Annotated in this window: 19 protein-coding genes, 1 tRNA gene and 1 pseudogene; 4 read left to right on the top strand and 17 right to left on the bottom strand. The window is 49.0% G+C overall.

Translation table 11 applies throughout. The features are described 5' to 3' along the window. Window positions 1-140: 140 nt before the first annotated feature. The 14 genes from cobD to HW443_RS03740 form a co-directional block, all read right to left on the bottom strand. A complete protein-coding gene (cobD, locus tag HW443_RS03805) occupies window positions 141-1,253 on the bottom strand; it encodes a threonine-phosphate decarboxylase CobD (protein WP_176237917.1) in 1,113 nt (370 codons plus the stop codon). A 264-nt stretch (window positions 1,254-1,517) separates the two neighbouring features. Continuing rightward, window positions 1,518-2,375, bottom strand: a complete 858-nt coding sequence (locus HW443_RS03800; protein ID WP_176231506.1) for a GHMP family kinase ATP-binding protein — start codon at window positions 2,373-2,375, stop codon at window positions 1,518-1,520. Between the two features lie 70 nt (window positions 2,376-2,445). Then, window positions 2,446-3,426, bottom strand: coding sequence for an adenosylcobinamide-phosphate synthase CbiB (cbiB, locus tag HW443_RS03795; RefSeq protein WP_176231507.1), 981 nt, complete (start codon window positions 3,424-3,426; stop codon window positions 2,446-2,448). A gap of 189 nt (window positions 3,427-3,615) precedes the next feature. Further along, window positions 3,616-4,347, bottom strand: coding sequence for an adenosylcobinamide-GDP ribazoletransferase (cobS, locus tag HW443_RS03790; RefSeq protein WP_176231508.1), 732 nt, complete (start codon window positions 4,345-4,347; stop codon window positions 3,616-3,618). Between the two features lie 113 nt (window positions 4,348-4,460). Continuing rightward, window positions 4,461-5,087, bottom strand: coding sequence for a bifunctional adenosylcobinamide kinase/adenosylcobinamide-phosphate guanylyltransferase (locus HW443_RS03785; protein WP_176231509.1), 627 nt, complete (start codon window positions 5,085-5,087; stop codon window positions 4,461-4,463). A 153-nt stretch (window positions 5,088-5,240) separates the two neighbouring features. Next, window positions 5,241-6,143 (bottom strand): acetyl-CoA carboxylase carboxyltransferase subunit alpha, encoded by a 903-nt coding sequence (locus tag HW443_RS03780; protein WP_407079629.1) that lies wholly within the window; start codon window positions 6,141-6,143, stop codon window positions 5,241-5,243. Continuing rightward, complete coding sequence (gene accD, locus HW443_RS03775; RefSeq protein ID WP_176235280.1) at window positions 6,100-7,107, bottom strand: acetyl-CoA carboxylase, carboxyltransferase subunit beta; 1,008 nt, start codon at window positions 7,105-7,107, stop codon at window positions 6,100-6,102. The genes HW443_RS03780 and accD overlap by 44 nt, the downstream gene beginning before the upstream one ends. Before the next feature lie 58 nt (window positions 7,108-7,165). Continuing rightward, on the bottom strand, window positions 7,166-8,431 hold the full coding sequence (gene fabF / locus HW443_RS03770; protein ID WP_320411515.1) for a beta-ketoacyl-ACP synthase II: 1,266 nt from the start codon (window positions 8,429-8,431) through the stop codon (window positions 7,166-7,168). Beyond that, window positions 8,431-9,174, bottom strand: a complete 744-nt coding sequence (gene fabG / locus HW443_RS03765; RefSeq protein WP_176231742.1) for a 3-oxoacyl-[acyl-carrier-protein] reductase — start codon at window positions 9,172-9,174, stop codon at window positions 8,431-8,433. Before fabG ends, fabF begins: the two co-directional genes overlap by 1 nt. A 28-nt stretch (window positions 9,175-9,202) precedes the next feature. Then, window positions 9,203-10,132 (bottom strand): ACP S-malonyltransferase, encoded by a 930-nt coding sequence (fabD, locus tag HW443_RS03760; RefSeq protein ID WP_176231741.1) that lies wholly within the window; start codon window positions 10,130-10,132, stop codon window positions 9,203-9,205. Between the two features lie 155 nt (window positions 10,133-10,287). Continuing rightward, window positions 10,288-10,719: a 3-hydroxyacyl-ACP dehydratase FabZ gene (fabZ, locus tag HW443_RS03755; protein ID WP_176226303.1), complete on the bottom strand. Its 432-nt coding sequence runs from the start codon at window positions 10,717-10,719 to the stop codon at window positions 10,288-10,290. A 241-nt stretch (window positions 10,720-10,960) separates the two neighbouring features. Next, complete coding sequence (locus tag HW443_RS03750; RefSeq protein ID WP_176237916.1) at window positions 10,961-11,374, bottom strand: ribonuclease HI family protein; 414 nt, start codon at window positions 11,372-11,374, stop codon at window positions 10,961-10,963. Between the two features lie 90 nt (window positions 11,375-11,464). Beyond that, complete coding sequence (locus tag HW443_RS03745; protein ID WP_176231739.1) at window positions 11,465-12,187, bottom strand: zinc ribbon domain-containing protein; 723 nt, start codon at window positions 12,185-12,187, stop codon at window positions 11,465-11,467. Continuing rightward, the gene (locus HW443_RS03740; RefSeq protein ID WP_176235279.1) at window positions 12,177-13,307 is read right to left on the bottom strand and encodes a Nif3-like dinuclear metal center hexameric protein; all 1,131 of its coding nucleotides are present in this window, start codon (window positions 13,305-13,307) and stop codon (window positions 12,177-12,179) included. Before HW443_RS03740 ends, HW443_RS03745 begins: the two co-directional genes overlap by 11 nt. Window positions 13,308-13,461: 154 nt before the next feature. On the opposite strand from HW443_RS03740, the gene mntA reads away from it, so the two are divergent. Then, on the top strand, window positions 13,462-13,905 hold the full coding sequence (mntA, locus tag HW443_RS03735) for a type VII toxin-antitoxin system MntA family adenylyltransferase antitoxin (protein WP_176237915.1): 444 nt from the start codon (window positions 13,462-13,464) through the stop codon (window positions 13,903-13,905). Between the two features lie 134 nt (window positions 13,906-14,039). Here mntA and HW443_RS03730 read toward each other — a convergent pair whose 3' ends face one another. The 3 genes from HW443_RS03730 to HW443_RS03720 all read right to left on the bottom strand — a co-directional run bounded on the left by HW443_RS03730 (window position 14,040) and on the right by HW443_RS03720 (window position 15,985). Continuing rightward, window positions 14,040-14,876, bottom strand: a complete 837-nt coding sequence (locus tag HW443_RS03730) for a nucleotidyl transferase AbiEii/AbiGii toxin family protein (RefSeq protein WP_176235277.1) — start codon at window positions 14,874-14,876, stop codon at window positions 14,040-14,042. After that, a complete protein-coding gene (locus HW443_RS03725; protein WP_176235276.1) occupies window positions 14,876-15,700 on the bottom strand; it encodes a type IV toxin-antitoxin system AbiEi family antitoxin domain-containing protein in 825 nt (274 codons plus the stop codon). Before HW443_RS03725 ends, HW443_RS03730 begins: the two co-directional genes overlap by 1 nt. Window positions 15,701-15,909: 209 nt before the next feature. Further along, window positions 15,910-15,985: transfer RNA gene (locus HW443_RS03720), tRNA-Ile, on the bottom strand. A gap of 153 nt (window positions 15,986-16,138) precedes the next feature. Between HW443_RS03720 and mads1 the strand changes: the two genes are divergently transcribed. From mads1 to HW443_RS03705, 3 genes and pseudogenes are all read left to right on the top strand, one after another. Further along, a complete protein-coding gene (gene mads1 / locus HW443_RS03715; protein ID WP_176235275.1) occupies window positions 16,139-16,363 on the top strand; it encodes a methylation-associated defense system helix-turn-helix domain-containing protein MAD1 in 225 nt (74 codons plus the stop codon). Beyond that, window positions 16,360-18,975 carry a hypothetical protein gene (locus tag HW443_RS03710; protein WP_176235274.1) on the top strand — a complete coding sequence of 872 codons (2,616 nt, stop codon included), beginning with the start codon at window positions 16,360-16,362 and terminating at the stop codon, window positions 18,973-18,975. Before mads1 ends, HW443_RS03710 begins: the two co-directional genes overlap by 4 nt. After that, window positions 18,968-19,605, top strand: a pseudogene (locus tag HW443_RS03705) (hypothetical protein); the annotation flags it as partial. The gene HW443_RS03710 and the pseudogene HW443_RS03705, both read left to right, overlap by 8 nt.

The following is a 19,605-nucleotide window of genomic DNA, read 5'->3' as shown; positions in this document are numbered from 1 at the left end:
CCATTTTACCTCATAAAAGCTAATTTTGCCGGGTCAATTCAAAATTAGATAAATGCCACCATCTATCAAGGAAAGCGGCCATTTATTCCTATGGCAGTTATAGGCAATCGAGAAACAAAGGCCAAGACTTTTCCAAAAAATCAAAGAGAGAGCCCCTTTAGAACCTCTGTCAGTCTATCTATTTCTTCCCTCTTCCTTACTGCCAGCCGCACATAGGCAGGTCCCAGCCCTAAGAAGGAACTGCAGTCCCGAATGAGGATGCCCTTTTTGGCCAGAAATTCCCATAATTTGGTTGCTGTGATCGAACCTCCAAGTATCTCGGCCAGGATAAAGTTAGTTACCGAAGGATGGGTCCGAAAACTACCCACACTGGCCAGCTTTTGCGCCAGGTATTCTCTGTTCTCTATGATCCTGGCTCTACTCTCCTCCTGAAACTGGTGGTCCTGGAGAACCAAAGGTCCACCCAGTTGAGCCAGAGAGTTGACGTTCCAGGGAGGGATTCTTCGGGAAAGATCGGCTACCAGCTCTGGGTGAGCTACCAGATACCCCAGCCTCAGACCCGGCAGGGCAAAGAACTTGGTCAGAGAGCCCAGAACTATTAGATTTCTAAATTGGCCCACTTTCCGAACCAGGGATACGCTATCTCTATGGGGAACGAAATCTACAAAGGCCTCATCTACCATCATCAAAACATTGTGCCGGTACGACTTCTGCAAGATCTTCAACAGGTCATCCATATCAAAAAGGTTTCCGGTGGGGTTGTTTGGGTTAGCTATGATTAGCATCTGGGCCTGAGAAAGATGCCTCAGGATCTCTTTCAAGTCCATCTGAAAATTCTGGGTCAGGGGAATAAAAATAGGCTCACCCCCAAAGGCCTGGATAGCCAGAGGATATTCGCAGAAGCTGGGAATAGGAATGATGGTTTTCTTGGGACTCAGATAAGAGGCTACCAAATAGATAAGTTCCGCGGAACCATTGCCAGGGATTATCTGGGAAGAATCAACTGAAAGATAGTCGGCCAGGGCTTCTTTGAGTTTCTTCTGGCTGACGTCAGGATAAACGGATACTCTCCAAAGGTTGTCCTGAAGAGTCTCAAGGACCGAAGGAGGTGGACCAAAGGGATTCACATTGGTGCTGAAGTCTATTATTTGGCGAGCATTTAGGCCATATCTTTGAGCAACCTCGTCGATATTCCCTCCGTGGTGACGTGCAGCCCTGGCCATGGTTCTGGGATGCCCGCTATCTTCGGCCACGGTGCGGTACACCATCCTTGGTTGAACTCTGCCCCATAATCATGCTGTGTATCCTTCTCTCGAGTGGTGGTAGGGGTCTAATCTGACCTCCTTGAAGTCTGCTCCACAACCATGCTGTACATCCTTCTGACACATCAGTACTCACTAAGCGGCAACTATGCCATGCCCTGTGAGGGAATATTCTTCTGATGTTAGCCACCCTCAGTCTCTGTGATCTTACAAAAATGGGCCGAGAAAGCCCCCGATTTTAGTCGTGGGGAGTAGTCACCAACCTACCCTTGCTCCTCCACCCACCAGCTTTTTCCAGCGCACTTTGACTCCCGGAGGCAGGAGATGGTAAAGATCCGTCAACAGCTCCGCTGTCTCCGTCTTTTCTGGATCGCAGAGAATTCCCATAACCGTACCGCTGTGGGCCACGTTCACTCCCAGAGCCCCCCTCACCTGGGCCAGGTTCAGGACCGGCTCAAATAGAGGCTTAGCCAGATATTTCTGGTTGATGGTGGCGCTCATGGTAGCTACCTGACCGATAGCTTGCCCATCTCTCTCCTTAAGCCCCTTCCTGATTATCTCTACTGCTCGCTCAAAAAGGAGTTCCTCTACCTCTCCATAGGCGGGCCTTCCATTATTGTAAACCATGGTTTCCAGTCTCTCTTCCGGTTCCAAAATGATTATGGAAACGGGAGGAGACAATCCCAGCTTTTCTACCAGTCCCCTCTTAAGATGATCATAGAGGACGATGCCCTCGTACATAATACCATCAGTGGGTTCGATAGACAGAGCAATGGAAGAGATGTGATCAGGAGCTACCTCCTTTCCCAGAGCTAAAGCAGTGGCCAGAGATGCGGCAGCTATATCGGCAGTGCTGCTAGCCATTCCTTTGGCTATAGGGATGTCTGAGAAGATCTCCAGCCGACCACCCCAGTTCTTTCCATCGAAGAGATCCAGGGTCTTCCTCATGGCTTCTCTGGCTTTGGGCTTCCCGGCAGGATAGACTATTTCTTTGCTTCGCTGAATCTCCACCCGAGCCCGGGAGTATAGATCGATGGGACAGGTTATATGAAAGTTCTGACCCTCTATTTTACCCTGAACCAGCTCACCGCAGGAACCAGGAGCGGAAGCCAATCCCCACTTGATTTTAATAGCCCATCACTCCTGTGCTACCATGCCGGAAGTTACCCAAAAAGTTACCAGACTATGCCCACCAATGAAGGAAAATCACTACTGACATGCCTAAGATAAGGCAAATTAGGGAGGAAAGTAAAGAGACAAATACCGCCTTCCTTATATGTTCTGGTGACAAGCTCTGGACTTTGTTACCCAAAAAGGGATGAAATACCTCTTTTCCACCATAAAAACTTCTGCCCCCTAGCTGAACTCCCAAAGCTCCGGCCATGGCTGCTTCAGACAGACCGCTATTGGGGCTGGCGTGTTTCCTGCCGTCCCGGCGGGCCGTCCTCCAGGCCCGTCTTCCGTCCATCCCCAGACAAAGGGCAGCCAGGGATATAAAGAGCATATTTAGTCGGGCAGGGATATAATTAGCTACATCGTCCATCCTGGCTGAGGCCCAGCCAAAATGAAGATATGGCTCTTTTTTGTAGCCCACCATGGAATCCAGAGTGTTAATGGCCCGGTAGGCCATGGCCAGAGGGGCTCCCCCCACAAAAGCGTAGAAGAGAGGGGCCACGATCCCATCCACTGTATTCTCGGCTATGGACTCTACCGTGGCTCTGATTAGATCCTCAAAATCCAGATTTTTAGTGTCCCGACCCACGATCTGGCTCACTATCTCCCTGGCCCCCTCCAGATCGCCCCTCAAAATAGCCTTCCTTATAGCCAAACCTCTGGCAGCCAGGTTTTTACCAGCTAAAGTGGTGAAGATGATCCCCCCTGAGACAAGGTAGCCCAAAAAGGGATTAAGCAGATAACTGATCTTAACTATGCTCCAGACTGCCGCCCAGGCGATGCTCAAGATGCCCAAACCCAGGATGATACCCCTGACCCTTTTTTGTCTGGAGGTCAAAGTTGGCCGTAGCAGGACTTTCTCGCCCCGGGAGACCAGACGACCTATGCCAACCACAGGATGAGGCAACCACCGAGGGTCGCCGATGATCAAGTCCAACAGATAGGCCAGGGGAACCGGGCTCAAAAATGAGTAGTAAATCAAGGGTGTCACCACCAGGTCTCCTAAAGAGCCGCTACTTCTTCAGGAATCATCCTAACAATCGGCCGGAAATCGTATTTTTTAACCTGGAAAATAGGTTTCCCCATTTTTATGGTTCGAGGGTGAGCCCCCACATAACGATTATGTTAGAAGTATCGCTATCAAACTGTAGCGGCGTCTTGTCTAGCCAGACCTTTCTTCCTACCGGAAAAGGGCCATCACCAAAACAGCGATCAGTTCTACCACTTCTCCGGCTCCTCCCATGACATCACCCGTGGCTCCACCAACCTTTCTGGTAAAGTAAACAGCCAGGCCGGAGAGAATTACCGCTATGACCAGGAATAGAAAAAGGCCCCTCAGGCGCAAGAGAAGAAGGGCTGCGCCCACCAGGATCAGAGTGGCCACGGCGAACTGGGTGGATCCCAGGTAGTCCTTAAAAGGCCTGCCGATTCCCCCTTCTCGAGGATAGGGACAGAAGAAAGCCATAAAGACCATAGCCCAGCGGCCCAAGGCGGGCATCAAGATAAGGGTGGGGGAAATAAAAGATGCTGAGAGGGAAAAGATCAGGGAAAACTTAAGCAAGAAAAGACAGATGGCTGCGATAACAGCATAGGCACCCACATTGCCCATCTTCATAACCTTAAGAATTTCCTTTTGATCTCCGCCACTCATCAGGCCATCAACAGTATCCATGAACCCATCCAGATGCATTGCTCCACTGATCACAACCTCGGTGGCCAGGATGAAGGCCACGATAGTCAGAGAGGGAAAAATTCTACTTCCTGCCCAGAATATCAACGCCAGAAGGGAGCCAATGAGGAGGCCTGTAAGGGGAAAGAGAGTCATGGATCGACTTAGATCTCTTCCGTCCACATCCCTGACCGGAACAGGCAAAATGGTCAGAAAGTTCAGAGCAACCAAAAAGGAGCGCAAATCATCTTCCTTTCTGTTGATTTCCGATTCCGAAGGGTAAAGATGAGATTCTCTTCAAAGCCCTCAGGTAGAAAATATTAGACATCGTAGCAAGTGACTAGACTAAGATCCCTTTATTTCAGCTTTTGGGGCAGCCCGGCAACAAGGAGGTAGGCTTCATCAGCCGCCTCGGCCAGAAGCTGGTGAGCCCTTCCCATAAGATCCCGGAATATCCTTCCCAGAGGATAGGGAGGAACCAACCCCATACCCACTTCGTTAGAAACGACGATAAAATCAGCTGGACTGGCTTTTATCTCCTCCAGGAGCAGTTCCATTTCCTCCATCACTGTATCCTCGATCAAACTTTCCTTTATTTGGGATCCCTCCTCAGTAAAGTCCCATCGGCCAAGAAGGTTGGAGATAAAAAAAGTAAGACAGTCCACAATGACCAGCCCGGTGTCTGGATCCAGCTCGGCGACTTTCTTTGTAACATCATCGGAAGCCTCCACGGTCCTCCAATTCCGGGGGCGAGACTGCCGGTGTTTTTCGATCCGGGCATCCATCTCTTCATCCACGGATAAGCCGGAGGTCACAAAGGCTGGTGTTCCTTTCCTATTTTCAGTAACTTTCGTGAAGGAGACCACCCTGGAGAGGCCAGTGGCCAGATAGACTACCTTTTGGGCTCGCTTTTGGGCCAGATCGATGGCAAAACGGCTCTTTCCGCTCCTGGCTCCGCCCAGGATCAGACAGATCTTACCCATAATCTTTCCCCAGATTCTTCCAAAATTGTCTTAATTTAACACCAAGTGATCACAAGATGTAAAGGGGAAGAAATGCATATGTGAACATACTATGGAGACAAAAGGCAGAAGAAGAACCAAAGACGCACTTTAGAGTTAACTGGCTGATTTCCTTCAGCTCTCTTCCAGGCCGTTGATATACTCCCGGCCCATATTCTCATACTTGGCAAAGCGCTGTTTTTTGAGTTCGGCAGTACTCAGAACCTCCAGCTCCTGCAGATGCCGGGAGAGAGCGCCAGACAGATTTCGGACTACCTGATCCAGATGCTTGTGGGCCCCGCCCCTGGGCTCGTCGATGATCTCGTCGATTACTCTAAATCTAAGCAGATCCTCCGAGGTCAGCTTCAGGGCTTCTGCAGCCAGGGTGGCCTGTTTGGCGTCCTTCCAGAGAATGGCAGCACAGCCTTCCGGAGAGATAACGGAATAGAAGGCATTTCTCAGCATAAGGACTCGATCGGCCAGTCCCAGAGCCAGAGCTCCACCGCTACCACCTTCTCCGATCAGCACAGCTACAGTAGGGACATTGAGGCTGGCCATGGTCCCTAGACAATAGGCTATAGCCTCTCCCTGCCCCCTTTCCTCGGCCTCCAATCCAGGATAAGCCCCCGGGGTGTCAATAAAGGTTACTATGGGCAGGCCATACCTCTCCGCTACCCTCATGAGCCTGACCGCTTTTCGATAGCCCTCAGGATTGGGCATGCCGAAGTTCCGAAAGATCTTATCTTTGGTATCTTTCCCTTTTTGGTGACCGATAGCCATGATGGTGCGATGCTCAAACTCCGCAAATCCACCCACGATGGCGGGGTCTTCCCCATAGCGCCGATCGCCCTTCAGCTCATTAAATCGGGGAAAGAGTTTCTCTATATAGTCAAGAGTCTGGGGCCTTTTGGGATGCCGGGCTAGCTTTACTGTTCGCCAGGCTTCCTTCTGGGGACTGGTGCGGCTCAAAAGCTCTCTAATCTGTTTGTATATTTTAGCTACCATGCCGTCCAAGTGAACGCCAGGCATCAAAGGCAACTTTTTTAATTTCTCTAATTCCTCGGATAATCTTGCCGCCTCTTTTTGGTAAGCCTCGGAAAGCTGGTTCTGGTTCTTCATATTCACACTGGACAGCTCCTTCCAACAGGTCTATGTAAAGGGTGAGGACCTTTCTAAGCTCCTTCCTGGACACGATCATATCCAACTGGCCATGGGAGAGACAAAACTCCGCCTTGCCAAAACCCTCTGGTAGCTCCTTGCCAATGGTCTGTTTAATCACTCGAGGGCCAGTAAAGCAGATCAGAGCCTCTGGTTCAGCCAGAATGACATCGGCCTGTAGGGCAAAACTGGCTAAAACCCCGCCTGTGGTGGGATTGGCCAGGACAGAGATATAGGGGATTTTCTCTGTCTCCAATCTCTGAACAGCACAGGTAGTCTTGGCCATCTGCATCAGGGAAAGTATTCCTTCCTGCATCCGGGCACCCCCTGAAGTAGTGAAGACAATGAGGGGTCTCCTTTCTTCAATAGCGATGTCTACTGCTCGCACGAACTTCTCGCCCACTACACAGCCCATGCTGCCACCCATAAAGGCGAAGTCCATGAAGCAGAGAACCACAGGATGGTCCGAGATGGTGGCCCTCCCGCAGATCATGGCCTCCTTAACCCCGGTCTCGGCCCGGATATCATTGATCCGATCCTGGTAGGATTTGAGATCAAAGAAGTTGAGGGGATCCGTGGAGGTCCATTTTTCTCCGAACTCAGAAAAGCTGCCAGGGTCAACCAGAAGCTCGATCCTTTTGCGGGCCGATAGGGGCATGTGGAAGTCGCACTGGGGACAGCAAAACCAGTTTTTCTCTAGATCCTTCAGATCTATCGGCGTACCACATTTAGTGCAGGAGATAGCATTGGAAGATACTCCCGAAGGAGCGCGGTCTTGCTTTTCTTCCTTTTTCAGCTCTGGCTTATCTCTTTTGGTTATCTCGACAGTTATGCGTTGTTCCATGATAGATTTCACATCGTTTGGTTATAAAACCCCCTATGCTTCTGGTAACTAGCTCCTGTCAATCTTCAAATTTTTTCATGACCACAGTCACGTTATGGCCCCCAAAACCCATGGAATTAGACATAGCCACTCTGACTTCTTTCTTCCGGGCCACCCAGGGTACGTAGTCCAAATCACACTCCAGGCAGGGATTATCCAGGTTAATAGTAGGGGGAATAACACCATTTTCGATAACCAGAGCACAAATGGCCGCCTCGATAGCCCCGGCCGCTCCCAGACAATGGCCGGTCATAGATTTAGTGGAACTAACTGCTACTTTGTAGGCCTGATCTCCAAGAGCCAGCTTGATAGCTCTGGTTTCGACCTCATCATTTAGAGGGGTGGAGGTACCATGGGGATTGATATAGTCCACCTCCGAGGGCTCCAGACCCGCATCCCGTAGAGACAGGGACATGGCCCGGGCCGCGTTAGTACCCGAACTTTCCAGAGCAGTAAGATGATAAGCATCTCCGGTCTGACCGTAGCCCACCAGCTCGGCATAAATCCTGGCTTCCCGCCTCAGGGCGTGCTCCAACTCTTCCAGAATCAGGACCCCGGCTCCTTCTCCCATGACAAATCCGTCTCTGTCCCGGTCAAAGGGGCGGGAGGCTTTCTTGGGTTCATGGTTGCGGGTGGACATAGCTCTCATGGCTGAAAATCCAGCAATGCCCAGAGGGGTTATGGACGCTTCGCTTCCTCCGGCAAACATCACTTTGGCATCTCCCCGCCGGATTATCTCAAAGGCGTCCCCCACGGCGTGGGTTCCAGCAGCACAAGCAGTACACACGGCACTCACCGGACCCCTGGCTTTAAAATGCATGGAAACCTGAGCTGAGGCCATATTGGCTATCATCATGGGAATGAGAAAAGGACTAATCCGCTCAGGACCCTTTTCCAACAATTTCTGGTGCTGTTCCTCCAGCTCAGTAAGGCCCCCAATGCCACTGGCTATGTACACTCCCACATCTTCCGAGTTATGTTCATTGACTACCAGACCGGCGTCTTCGGCAGCAAGGATGGCCGACACCACGGCGAACTGGGAGAACCTGTCCATCCTCTTAGCTTGCTTGTATTCTAGCCACTGGGCGGGGTCCCAATTCTTTACCTCCGCGGCAATCTGAGTCGCCATGTTGCTGGCATCGAAGTGGGTTATTCTGTCCACTCCGGAGGTGCCACTGATCAGCTCTTGAAAGAAGCCTTTGCTGCCTATCCCGAGGGGGGAGACTACTCCCAGACCCGTAATCACTACCCTTTTCATATGCCTTTTTACCTCATTTTTGCTCATCAGATCCCCATACCTCCGTCCACTAATATGATCTGTCCGGTTATGTACCTGGCCATAGGAGAGGCCAAAAAAAGAACTGCATCAGCTACGTCCTGAGGGTCACCGAAACTACCCAGAGGAATATAGTCCAGAATCCTGCTTTTAAGCTCTTCCGACAGACGCTCGGTCATATCGGTCAGGATATAACCTGGAGCAACGGCATTGACCCGGATATTCCGGGAGGCCAGTTCCCTGGCCAGAGATTTAGTCAGGCCAATCAATCCGGCCTTGGCCGAACAGTAATTAGATTGCCCGGGATTTCCCCGCAGGCCGACTACAGAACTTATATTGATTATTGCTCCGCTTCTCTGTTTCACCATGTCCCGCACTACAGCCCGGCTACACAGGAAGGCTCCGGTGAGGTTGACGTCAACCACCTCCTGCCACTCCTCCCTGCTCATGCGCATGATCAGATTATCTCTGGTTACACCGGCGTTGTTGACCAGTATATTAATCTTGCCCAGCTCTCGGGAGACCTTCTCCACCATCTGACTGACCTGCTCTTCTACCTTAACATCAGCCTGAATACATAAGGATTGCCGCCCCAGGGACCGAACCTGCTCCACTACCTCTTCGGCCAGAGATCGGTTAGAGAGGAAGTTGATGGCCACATGGGCGCCCGCCTGGGCCAGAGTCAGAGCAATGCGCCTGCCTATGCCTCGAGAACCACCAGTCACCAGAGCTACCTGCCCTTTAAGATCCAGAGGGTTATTTGCTGGACTATTGGCCAACCTAATTTACCTCCAGTTTATGGATCGTCTCCAGAAGACCGGAGTAATCTTCTATATTAAAGACCGCTGCCTCCGGGTCTATTTTTCGGATGAGACCAGAAAGCACCTTAGATGGCCCGATTTCCACAAAGTTATTAATTCCCCTGCCCCTGGCTATTCTTACTGCTTGAGCCCAGCGAATGGGAGAAACCAGTTGTTCCCGCAGAATCTCTCCTATATCCGAGATAACTGGCTCGGTCAGAGAGACTGTGGACAGAAACGGTATCTCAAACTGCCGGAAATTCACCTGTTTTAGTACTTTTTCCAATTCCAGAGCCACCTCTTTCATTAGAGGACAGTGGGAAGCCACACCCACATTCAGCTTGATGGCTCGCCGGGCTTTCCTTCTTTTAGCTTCTACTATAAAAGCATCTACTGCGGCAATCTCACCGCTGACTACGATCTGGTCAGGAGAGTTGTAGTTGGCCAGATAGACCTGTCCAGATATCTCCCCACAGATCTCCTCGATGACATTTTCTTCCAGGCCGATAATGGCAGCCATTGCTCCAGGACTGCTACAATTGGCATCCTCCATCAGTTCACCCCTCCCCTTGACCACCCCAATGGCCTCCTCAAAAGAAAGGGCTCCCGAGACTACCAGAGCACTATATTCTCCCAGACTGTGACCCAGAACCAAATCTGGCCTGAGCCCTTCCTTTTCCGCGGCTCTGGCGCAGACAACGCTGGCTGTCAGAATGGCTGGCTGAGCGTACCTGGTTTGGTTAAGTAGATCCAGAGGGCCTTCGGAACAGAGTTTCTGCAGATCAAATTCTAGTATCCGACTGGCTTCCTTCCAGTAGTATTGCAAATCTGGATAATGAACCAGCATCTCCAGGCCCATGCCTATCTTCTGGGAGCCCTGACCGGGGAAGACAAAAGCCATCCGTGCCATTTAGGTCCTCTTTACCATCAAGGGAGATTTCTCTTTACCTACTATCTTTGCTCTCCTGTCATTCGCGCTATGAAGTAATCACACTTCCATCGAAAATAGGCCACAGCCAGGCCATCCCTTTGACCTTGTTGCAAAAAGTAACCTGCACCTTCCATCTAGGTCCGGTCCACAATGGCAAATAACAGAGTGGCCTCGCAGGCCAACTGCCCATCCACCGTAGCCACGGCTCTGCCCTTCCCAAAGTTGCGCCTTTTGCTTACTACTTCAACTTCCAACTTCAGCCTTTCCCCGGGCACCACTTTTCTCTTAAATCGGACTTCATCCAGGCCAGCGAAGAGCACCATCTTTCCTCGATTCTCGGGAAGGGCCAGAGTGGCCACAGCGCCCGCCTGGGCCAGGGCCTCCAGAATGAGTACTCCAGGCATAATCGGTTCTCCCGGAAAGTGTCCCTGGAAATAGTACTCATCTTCCCTCACTCTCTTATAGGCCACCACCCTCTCTCCAGGCTCCAGTTCTGTGACTTCGTCCAGGAGAAGGAAGGGCTCTCGGTGAGGAATGATTTCCTTGATCTCGTCCTGGGATAAAATTGCTATCACGCCTTTTCGACACAAAACATTCTGGCAGATGGCCTTTAATTGGTAAATTCTTGTGGCTTATGGACAAGAGCCTTCGGTTCAAGACTTCGCTTTTGCTGAGCTTACCAGTTTACTACCTGGTGCCCTGCTGATCTTCATAGACGCTCACGGTTTACCGAAAGTTACACAGAGCGGCTGGCTAAGGACAGACCTACTTACAAATTGCGCACCCTGGAATTGACTGGATATGATTTCACTCCTGCAGTGCTTCATCGATAGCCTGGTTAACTAACTCATCCGCTTCCCTATTCTCCTCCCGGGGAACATGCTGGATCTCTACCTTACGGTAAGGATAAAGCAGGATGCGTACCCGTTCATTAAGAGGCTTTAACTTCTTGTCCCTTACCTTGTAGGAACGGTTGAGCTTCCTTACCACCAGCTCACTATCACTTCTTATGGCTATCTCTTGAGCTTCAAACCCCCGGGCTCGGTCCAGAGCCTGCACCAGGGCTGTGTACTCGGCCACATTGTTAGTGGTAAAGCCTATGTATCTACCTTCCCTGGCCAAAAGGCGGCCCTCTTCATCAAAGATAAGATACCCCGTTCCTGCTGGACCGGGGTTTCCACGTGCTCCACCATCTAAATAGATAACTACTCTTTTGGCCAACTATCAAGCCTCCACTATCCGAAAATCATAAGTCGGGAAGGGCTTCGGTCAGGTTTTTCGCTGCGTGTTGTGTAGATGAGGTGCGGCCCGCTATTTAAGTACCAGAAGTCTCTTGCAAAAATCACATCTATAGATGGCCGTTCTATCTTCCATCTTATCCACTCGATGGGCCGGCAAAGTCATATGACAGCCTCGACAGACTTCGTCGAGAAGAAAGGCCACAGCCAGTCCGCCCTTCTCCACCCTGAGTTTGTCATACAATTGCAAATGTTCTTCCAGAATCAGGACGCGCAATTCCGCTCTCCTCTGTCCTAATCCCTCCATTTTGGATCTCAGATCAGATTCCCTGGAGGCCAGTCGCTCCCTGACTTTTTGGGTCTCCCTCTCCAGACTGTTGACGCTCTGGCTGAGCTGATTTGATTCTTTTCTGAGTCCCTCTCCTTCCTCCAGACCGATCAGGATCTGGGTCTCAATCTGGTCCTGCTTGGCTTTTAAGGATCTTACTTCCGCCTCAATTCCAGATAGCTCCTTGGGATTAGTTATACGACCGCTGTAAAGTCTATCCTCCTCCCGCTTGATCTTGGTCTCCAGGAGAGCTTCTTCATCCTCCAGTCTTTTTTGTCGGGATTGGTTCTCCTTAATTTTCCCTTCAATGACCTGATAAGATTGCCTCCTTTCAGTCAATTCTTCCTCTAGACCACACAGCTCTTCTCTCTCAGGCAGGGAAGCCAGCTCTTTTTTCAAGACCTCTTCCTGAGAATCTACCTCCTGGAGTTCCATAATCAAAGCAGCCTGATTGTCTTTATTGTGCATCTGCCACCCTCCAGGGTCCACTTTCCGCATCGGTGGCTACCACCTCTACGGGCCAGCCTCTTTCTGCAAAAACTCGCTCCACCTTTTCCTTTATCAGCCAGACCGCAGGCCCTTCGGTAATGTGATGATCTACTTCTACAATCAGGAGTCCGTTTTCTGAGGCCCATAGGGCGTCGTGGTGCTTGACTTCTCCGGTGATTAACACATCGGCCCCTTTATCCAGAGCGACCTGGACCAGAGATGAGCCGCTTCCAGTCACTATAGCAACTCTTTTAATGCTCCTATCCATGCCAACATCTGTACAATTAAGTCTCAGGTTCTTAGGGCCGAAAAGCTGAGTAGCCAGTTGGAGAAAATCCTTCAGACTCCTGGAACTTTCTAACTCCCCTATCCTGCCAATTCCTGCCTTTGGCGACTTGTTGGCCAGGGGGTACACATCGTAGGCCACCTCCTCATAAGGATGAGCCTCCAACATACTGGAGAGGGCTTCCTGGAGATGCGTTTCATCTACCAAAACCTCCAGACGGAATTCTTCCTCCTCATTCACCTTACCTACCTGGCCCAGATAAGGGGTAGCTCCTTGTAGAGGAAGAAAAGTACCCATGCCCCTGGTTCGGAAACTGCATTGCTCGTAGTTCCCGATCTTTCCTGCTCCAGCCTGGCCCAGGGCCGATCTTACCTTTTCCACATGAGTTTCCGGCACAAATACAGCAATCTTATAAAATCTCTGCCGGATCTCAGGATTAATAGCCTCCACCTTTTTAAGTCCCATCCGCTCAGCCCAGAAATCGTTCAGCCCTGCCGGCATGGCGTCCAGATTGGTATGAAGTACGTAAAGAGCCAGACCTTCTTTGATCATGTGCATCACTACTTTCTCGGGATATGAGGTAGAAAGGATTCTGGAAAGAGGGCTGAAGATCAAAGGGTGGTGAGCAACTATGAGATTGATGTCTTTTTTGAAAGCCTCCTGGACCACAGGTGACGTCACATCCAGAGCCACCAATATTCGGTGGACTTCGGAGGTGAGATCACCTATCTGAAGTCCCACCTTGTCCCACTCCACTGCATAATCCGGAGGGAAGATTTCATCTAGAAGGGAACTGACTTGTTTCAGATCCATAGATTATATCCCGAATGTAGAAGGGCAAAGGAAAGGCCCTGATGGGCTGCGATTTATTATATCACGAACGGTTCTTGAATAACCCCTCGTCGCGCCAGATGGTAGTAGTTGACTAAGGTTCGCTCTTTTCCTACAATCTCAAAAGACGATGTTAATGTGTAGTAAGATAAAGACTAAAGAGCTTTCGAAAACTCTCCAGCAAGCAGCTCAAAAAGCTTTTGCTGACTATCCGATCATCTCTGCTTACCTCTATGGCTCACAAGTTCGTGGTAGAAATCTTTCTCCGAGCGACATTGATGTGGCAGTGTACATAGACCCGGAAGTGTTTCCCCTATCCTTAGACGTAGAACTAGGTCTATGTGTGAGGCTAGAAGAAGCAAGTGGGCTTTCCAATATAGACCTCCGCATTCTCAACGAAGCTCCTCTTTCTTTCCAGGGAGAAGTATTAAGGCAAGGTATTGAGATCTACTCAGCTGATGAGGGCAAAAGGATACTCTTTGAGACTCACACGCTGGACGCCTTTCTGGATTATCTCCCCCATCTGGAAAAACTGCGGAGAGCTTTTCTTCATTCCGTTGCTGAAAAGGGGATTCTGTGATGATGGTTGAGCCGGCCACTATAGACGGTCTCCTTCTCAACCTCAAGAACTATGTATAGTCACACTAAAGGAGTCATAATGAAAAAGACATACAATCAGGTTTATCAACTCAAAATCAATTTGAATGAAAGGGGTTAAAGCAGTTCATCAAGAAGAACTCTTAGGTCACGCTCTACCTCAGAGAATGATGGAGGATCAATAACTTGCCTTTTCATCGACGGCTCCCAGGCATGTTTATGTGATTCAACCAATTCCGGTTTAAAGAAATCGTCTGTGCTTTGGAATCTGACCTTCTTGTAAGTACATTTCTTCTGAAAAACCTCTTGGATAACCGATGTGCTGAGCCTGCCCTTATGAAATTTCAAGAGATACCAAAGATCATAGATATCCCTAGAACGTTGTCTCTGGAGAATCGATCTGAGTTTCTCAGCTACAATTTCTTCCAGTTTGTAAGTGGTGATAACTACCTGACAATCCACAGCATCTGAGTAAGAATGAATTAAAGGTGACCTATTGGGTGGAAGTATAACTTGTTCATAGAAGGTTATGTCAAGTTTGACTCTGGGAGGACTGCCCACACGGTGGCCTCGTGGTCCAACATATTGAATCTTTCCTAAGAATGCTTCCTCGCCTAGCTCGTCTCTCGTCTGTCTAAAGTCCGCTAAGGTTAGTTCGATACCTGACTGCGTGTAGACCTTTGTGCACATATCTTTCAAGCTTTCACGGATTTGCCTCTCTCCCAATTCAGTGGATGGTTTGATTGTGGTGAAATCCAGATCTTCCGAAAAACGGTAGTCACAAAAGTAAACTTTCCGAAGAGCAGTGCCGCCTTTAAAAACCAATCCCTCTTTCAGCAGAACATCGTCGAAGACTCCCTTGAGAACCCATGAAATCACGTAATCACGCTCAAGAACGCTGATGTCAATTTTACTCTGCTCGGATTTGATTTTGAGTTCTGCTAAGGGAATCATTAGTGAGTTCTCCACCCAGTAAGGTTTGCCTTACTGACATTAGCTTGTATGTGCCATCGTGAGTTGTGCGTGCCAGTCTTGGCTGAGAGAGGATCGAGAAGGACGTATCCTAGAGAGACCATCTTTTGCCATCGGTTAAGGTAGTGCTTGACTGGCAAGTCCAGCACTTCAGAGACATAGCCAAGCCGCTTGAAGATGGCCCGATTCTTCATCCTTGTAGCATATGATGTTAGCTTGTCTAAGTCGATGGCATCTTCGATAGCATTGGCAAGACCCTTAGCTGCTTCAACGATGCCGCCACAATACTCTGGGTGATCCAGAGAGTCAACAATTGTCTTTTCCTTATCGGTAATGATTACCTTCTTGTTGCCAAACCAAATGGTTGTAGTGCCAAAAAACTTATGCGACTTGAGAGTGATAAACTTAAAGGGAATGCCCAAAATCTCGGTTTCAGCTTTGAACTTTCTCTTGGTCGTTGAAACAAATATCGTCCTGGGAATCTGTTCGGTGTAGCCATAGTAATTAAGAGCTGACCAGTAAGAAACAGCATAAGGAGCAACAAGATTAGCTGCGATAACAAAGGCTTCTTCCGACCAAGTCCCAGCGGCGATTCCTTCAAGAGGAACAATCAGATACTTGCCCTTTTCGATTTGGCGAAGCCAGCCCTTATCAACCAGTGTATGAATGAACTTCCAAGCGTGGCCTCGGCTAAGCTTAAGTAATTTGAAGGCATCTTCAAAGGAGAAGATATTCTTTCCTTCTGAACTGAGGGTTGAAAGAAGTTGTGTCTCTCTCTGACTCAGGGTCTTTATAGTTTGTGTCATAATCCTGACTCTCTTGAGTAAGGATTATGACATAGATTATAAGTATGTCAAGAGGTACACAAAATATTTGGTTCTTGATATTGAGTTTTAACCAAAATTGAAGGTGGGCGCAAAAATCAAATATGGAAAATTTTTCCTTTTTGCTTCTCCACATCGAGAAGAGTGCGCCATCCACGAAAAGGTTGGCAAAATGCCGGAAGATCAGATTCTGGTGGGCCCACCAGGACTCGAACCTGGGACCCGCGCATTATGAGTGCGCTGCTCTGCCAACTGAGCTATGGGCCCACTTCCAATATCAAAATGATAGAGAAGGTGCCCTCATTAGTGAATGCCCTAATCGTAGTTTCTTGACAAATGGAATCTAACAAACCAAAATATACTTATTTGAACTTTGATTAATTATCATTCCGCAATGTACCCAAATAGGAGAGGTAATCTATGGCCGAGCAAGTTATGACCATAAAACAAGTAGCCGAGTATCTCCAGGTCACCAAAAAGACAATATATGCGCTTACCTGGCAGAGCGAACTGCCGGGTTTTAAAGTAGGAAAGGCCTGGCGCTTTAAGAAGGAAGATATAGACAGATGGATTGAGATGAACAAAGAGAATTCAAAGAAGGAAAGACCCAAAACCGAGGCCAACAATAAAGGAGATTCGAAATGAGTTTTTCAGATCTACTAAGACCGAGACCAGAAGTCCTGTCGGATGAAGGGATAGACGGAATCATTGATCTTGCCAACCTTGGAGACCCTAAAGGCAGGAAACTTGAGGCAAATCCTGAACGCTTCTTCTCATTGACTTACCCGACCGCTGATGTGCGAAGAGTCGTACAAAAACTATCCGATCGATTTTCTGGCAGTCAAGATGCGCCTGGATTGTTTCTGTTTGAAGGTTTGAAAGGAAGTGGAAAATCCCATCTCCTTCTGTTGGTCTATCATCTATTTGAGAATCCTGAAGAAGGTAAACAATGGCTCGATGCTCATACGATGTTGTGCGGACTTCCAGAAGATGCAGTAGTGGTGGTTAACAAGTTTACGGATCTTCCTCTGTATTCAATCTGGGATTTTGTCTTTGAACAACTGACTTCTCGGAGGCCCCGAAAGACCGTTGTCCAGCCCGGCTTGGAGGAGATGGATAAGGTTATTAAAGATCGCCGACTCATTCTTATCCTGGATGAATTGGAACAAGGCATCCGAGTGATAGGTGACTCAGCTGTCAGAGCCCAGAACATCGCATTTCTCCAAATGCTCTCCGAATGGGCAAATCGCTCGGACAAGGTAACCGTATTCGCAAGTATCTATAGCGATCAAGAGGAGCCTGGGAGCACGCTAAAACGAGTGCCTAGCTGTCGTGTCCAATTCGCACATTCTGCTGACAGGGCCAAGGTAGTCCTCCACAGACTTTTTGAAAATTACCTCGAGTTCAGCCTTGATGCATGCGCTCCTACTGTCGATAGCTACCTGAACATGTGGCGACGGCAATCAATACCCTCATCTGACGAATACAGATCGAAAATGCTTTTGACTTATCCGTTCTTACCTGAGATGCTTGAGCTGATTTTGGAGAGAGTTCCTGCTCGAGGAGGGTTCCAAAGTGTTCGAGGAGCACTGGGGTTCCTGGCGAATATGGTGCGCCTATCCCACGGTAAGGTTCATTTGATAACCGCAGCTCACGCTGATATACATGACAGAGAGGTAGCAACAAGACTTTCAGATCTCGATCCAAGTGGAGATTTAATTTCGAGAGCGCGTGGAAATCTTGCGGAATTAAAGGATCAACCATTAGCATCCGAAATTGGCGCCTCCGTAATGCTCTATACTCTCACCAGTACAGGTCGCAGCCGAGGTGCCACTCGAGAAGAACTCATTAGACATGTTCTAGCTCCTAAGATTGACATAAACGACTTTGAGAAGACGCTGCTTGCTTTCCAGAAATACGCTTCACATTTCCATGTTCAAGAAGGGCGGTACTTCTTCGATTTGGAAGAGAACGCCGATGCAAAGGTCGAGTTTCGTTCCCTGACAATCCCAAAAGAGAAGGCACAAGAACTTCTCCACGCTCTTTGGCGTGACGAGATATTCAGGGAACCTAACACTATTGTTTACCTTGGTCAAGAACAGACAAAAGAAGCTCTCGAGGAGCTTGACAAGAACCGGCTACGTTATGTTCTTGCGCCTCGGAGGCTCAGCCAAGAGGAACGCCATGAACTCTATCATGGGATTCCTATGCGAAATCAGGTTATCCTGTTGGAGCCGAGAGATCCAAAATTCAACCTCGATACCCACAGAGATCTCTTGAAATGGGCTCAAAGACAGGTAGCTGCTCAGGAGCTCGCTGGGACTACCAGAGATTCAGGTCGAAGAGCCGATTACGAGCGGATTGCTCGTGAAGATAAAGGGCATTGCATAGATGCAATTAAACGAGCAGGACTCCTTTTCATTCGGTGGGAACGATATGGCACGAAAGCATGGGAGGATCAGGTTGAAGAGGAAACCATAGCAGGTAATAGCAGGGAAGATGTTAACAGGCACCTTTCACAACAGCTTTTTCCTATCCAACTGTTTGAGGAACATCTTTCATCTCGTTTGTCTGATATCCTCAACCTCAGCATAAAAGATATTGACAAACAATATCGTTCCACACCTGGCTTCCCTGTTCCTACAACCGTGAGATCAGTTAGTCAGGCTCTCCGGGAGTTATGCCGGGCGGGTCAGATTGGTATCAGGCATCCCAGGGGGAACTTCTGTAAAGAGAATCCAAATCTGACAGAAACAGAGCTTTTTGATGCAACGATAGGAGAACCTTTCGAGACGACAACTGTCCACCCTCCAATACCTACTCCAACGGAAGAAGAGGGGCAAATAGCACCTCCCCTAGGCGAAGAGGAGGAAACGATTGGACCTGTACCCCCACCAACCATTCCGGCGAAAAAACAGGAGATCAGTATTCCACCTCAGACTGGTGCCGGGCAACTGCGACAAACTGTTGCGGTTCGACTTCAAGAATTTCCCGATGCTAAGATGGTGCGACTTCGAGCAACGATCTTTCTTGAGAACAGTACAGGTGACCTCAGCAGCCTTCCTGCCTCAATTAGAGGGAATCTCAGCGGTGAAGGAACCCTTACGGTAGAGATTACCGTCACTAAGGTTGGCAAGTTTTCCAAGGTAGAGGTGGAGCAGATTATTGAGTCTCTTCCCTCCCTCCCCAATGCAGACTATGGAGCCCGATTGGAGCTATTGATTCCATCCACTGAAGAGGAAAGAAGAGATGAGTAATTTGATTATAGAAACATTTGAGAATCTGATTGCGCAAGGCCCGAGAGTCAAATGGTTAGAAAAATGGCTTTTAGGGAAGGTATGGACGGCTGAACGTTATCGGGACCTTTCTCCAGCCGACTACTTAAATGATGGTGAATCGAAAGTTAACCAACTTGAAGAGATCGTAGCACGTGCAGCTTATCGGGTCTATGACGAGTTTCTTGGTGAACTTCCGCAGGAGAGAGACATCCTGCACCTTATCGAAGGCGAAGATCCCTTTGCTATAGTTATCTTCGATGGGCTGTCTCTCCGGGAAATTCCTGTCCTTTTCAATCTTGCTGAAAAATCCGGTCTCGCAGTTCGAGAGATCGGTACGTCCTATTCAACACTCCCGACAGAGACGATCGACTTTATTGAGAACAGGTTGAAATTTGGAAGCATCGCACCTTCCCAGCTCCCGAGAAGCAGAGAGGTAAAGCAAAAAGGGATCGCTGCTTATTATTACGATAATCCGAGCCAGCAGCATCCGCTTGATACTGACTCAAGGAACCTTCTCTTGTGGTCAGCGTTTCCCGATAATACTTATAGTGATAGCGGTGCCCGTTTTGCTCAGCACTTTGAGCAAATTCATACACTGCTAGAAACCGC

This window comes from Candidatus Hakubella thermalkaliphila (assembly GCF_013281975.1).
In the GTDB taxonomy this organism is placed as follows: domain Bacteria; phylum Actinomycetota; class Humimicrobiia; order Hakubellales; family Hakubellaceae; genus Hakubella; species Hakubella thermalkaliphila.
This window is presented reverse-complemented; position numbering and strand designations above follow the sequence as displayed.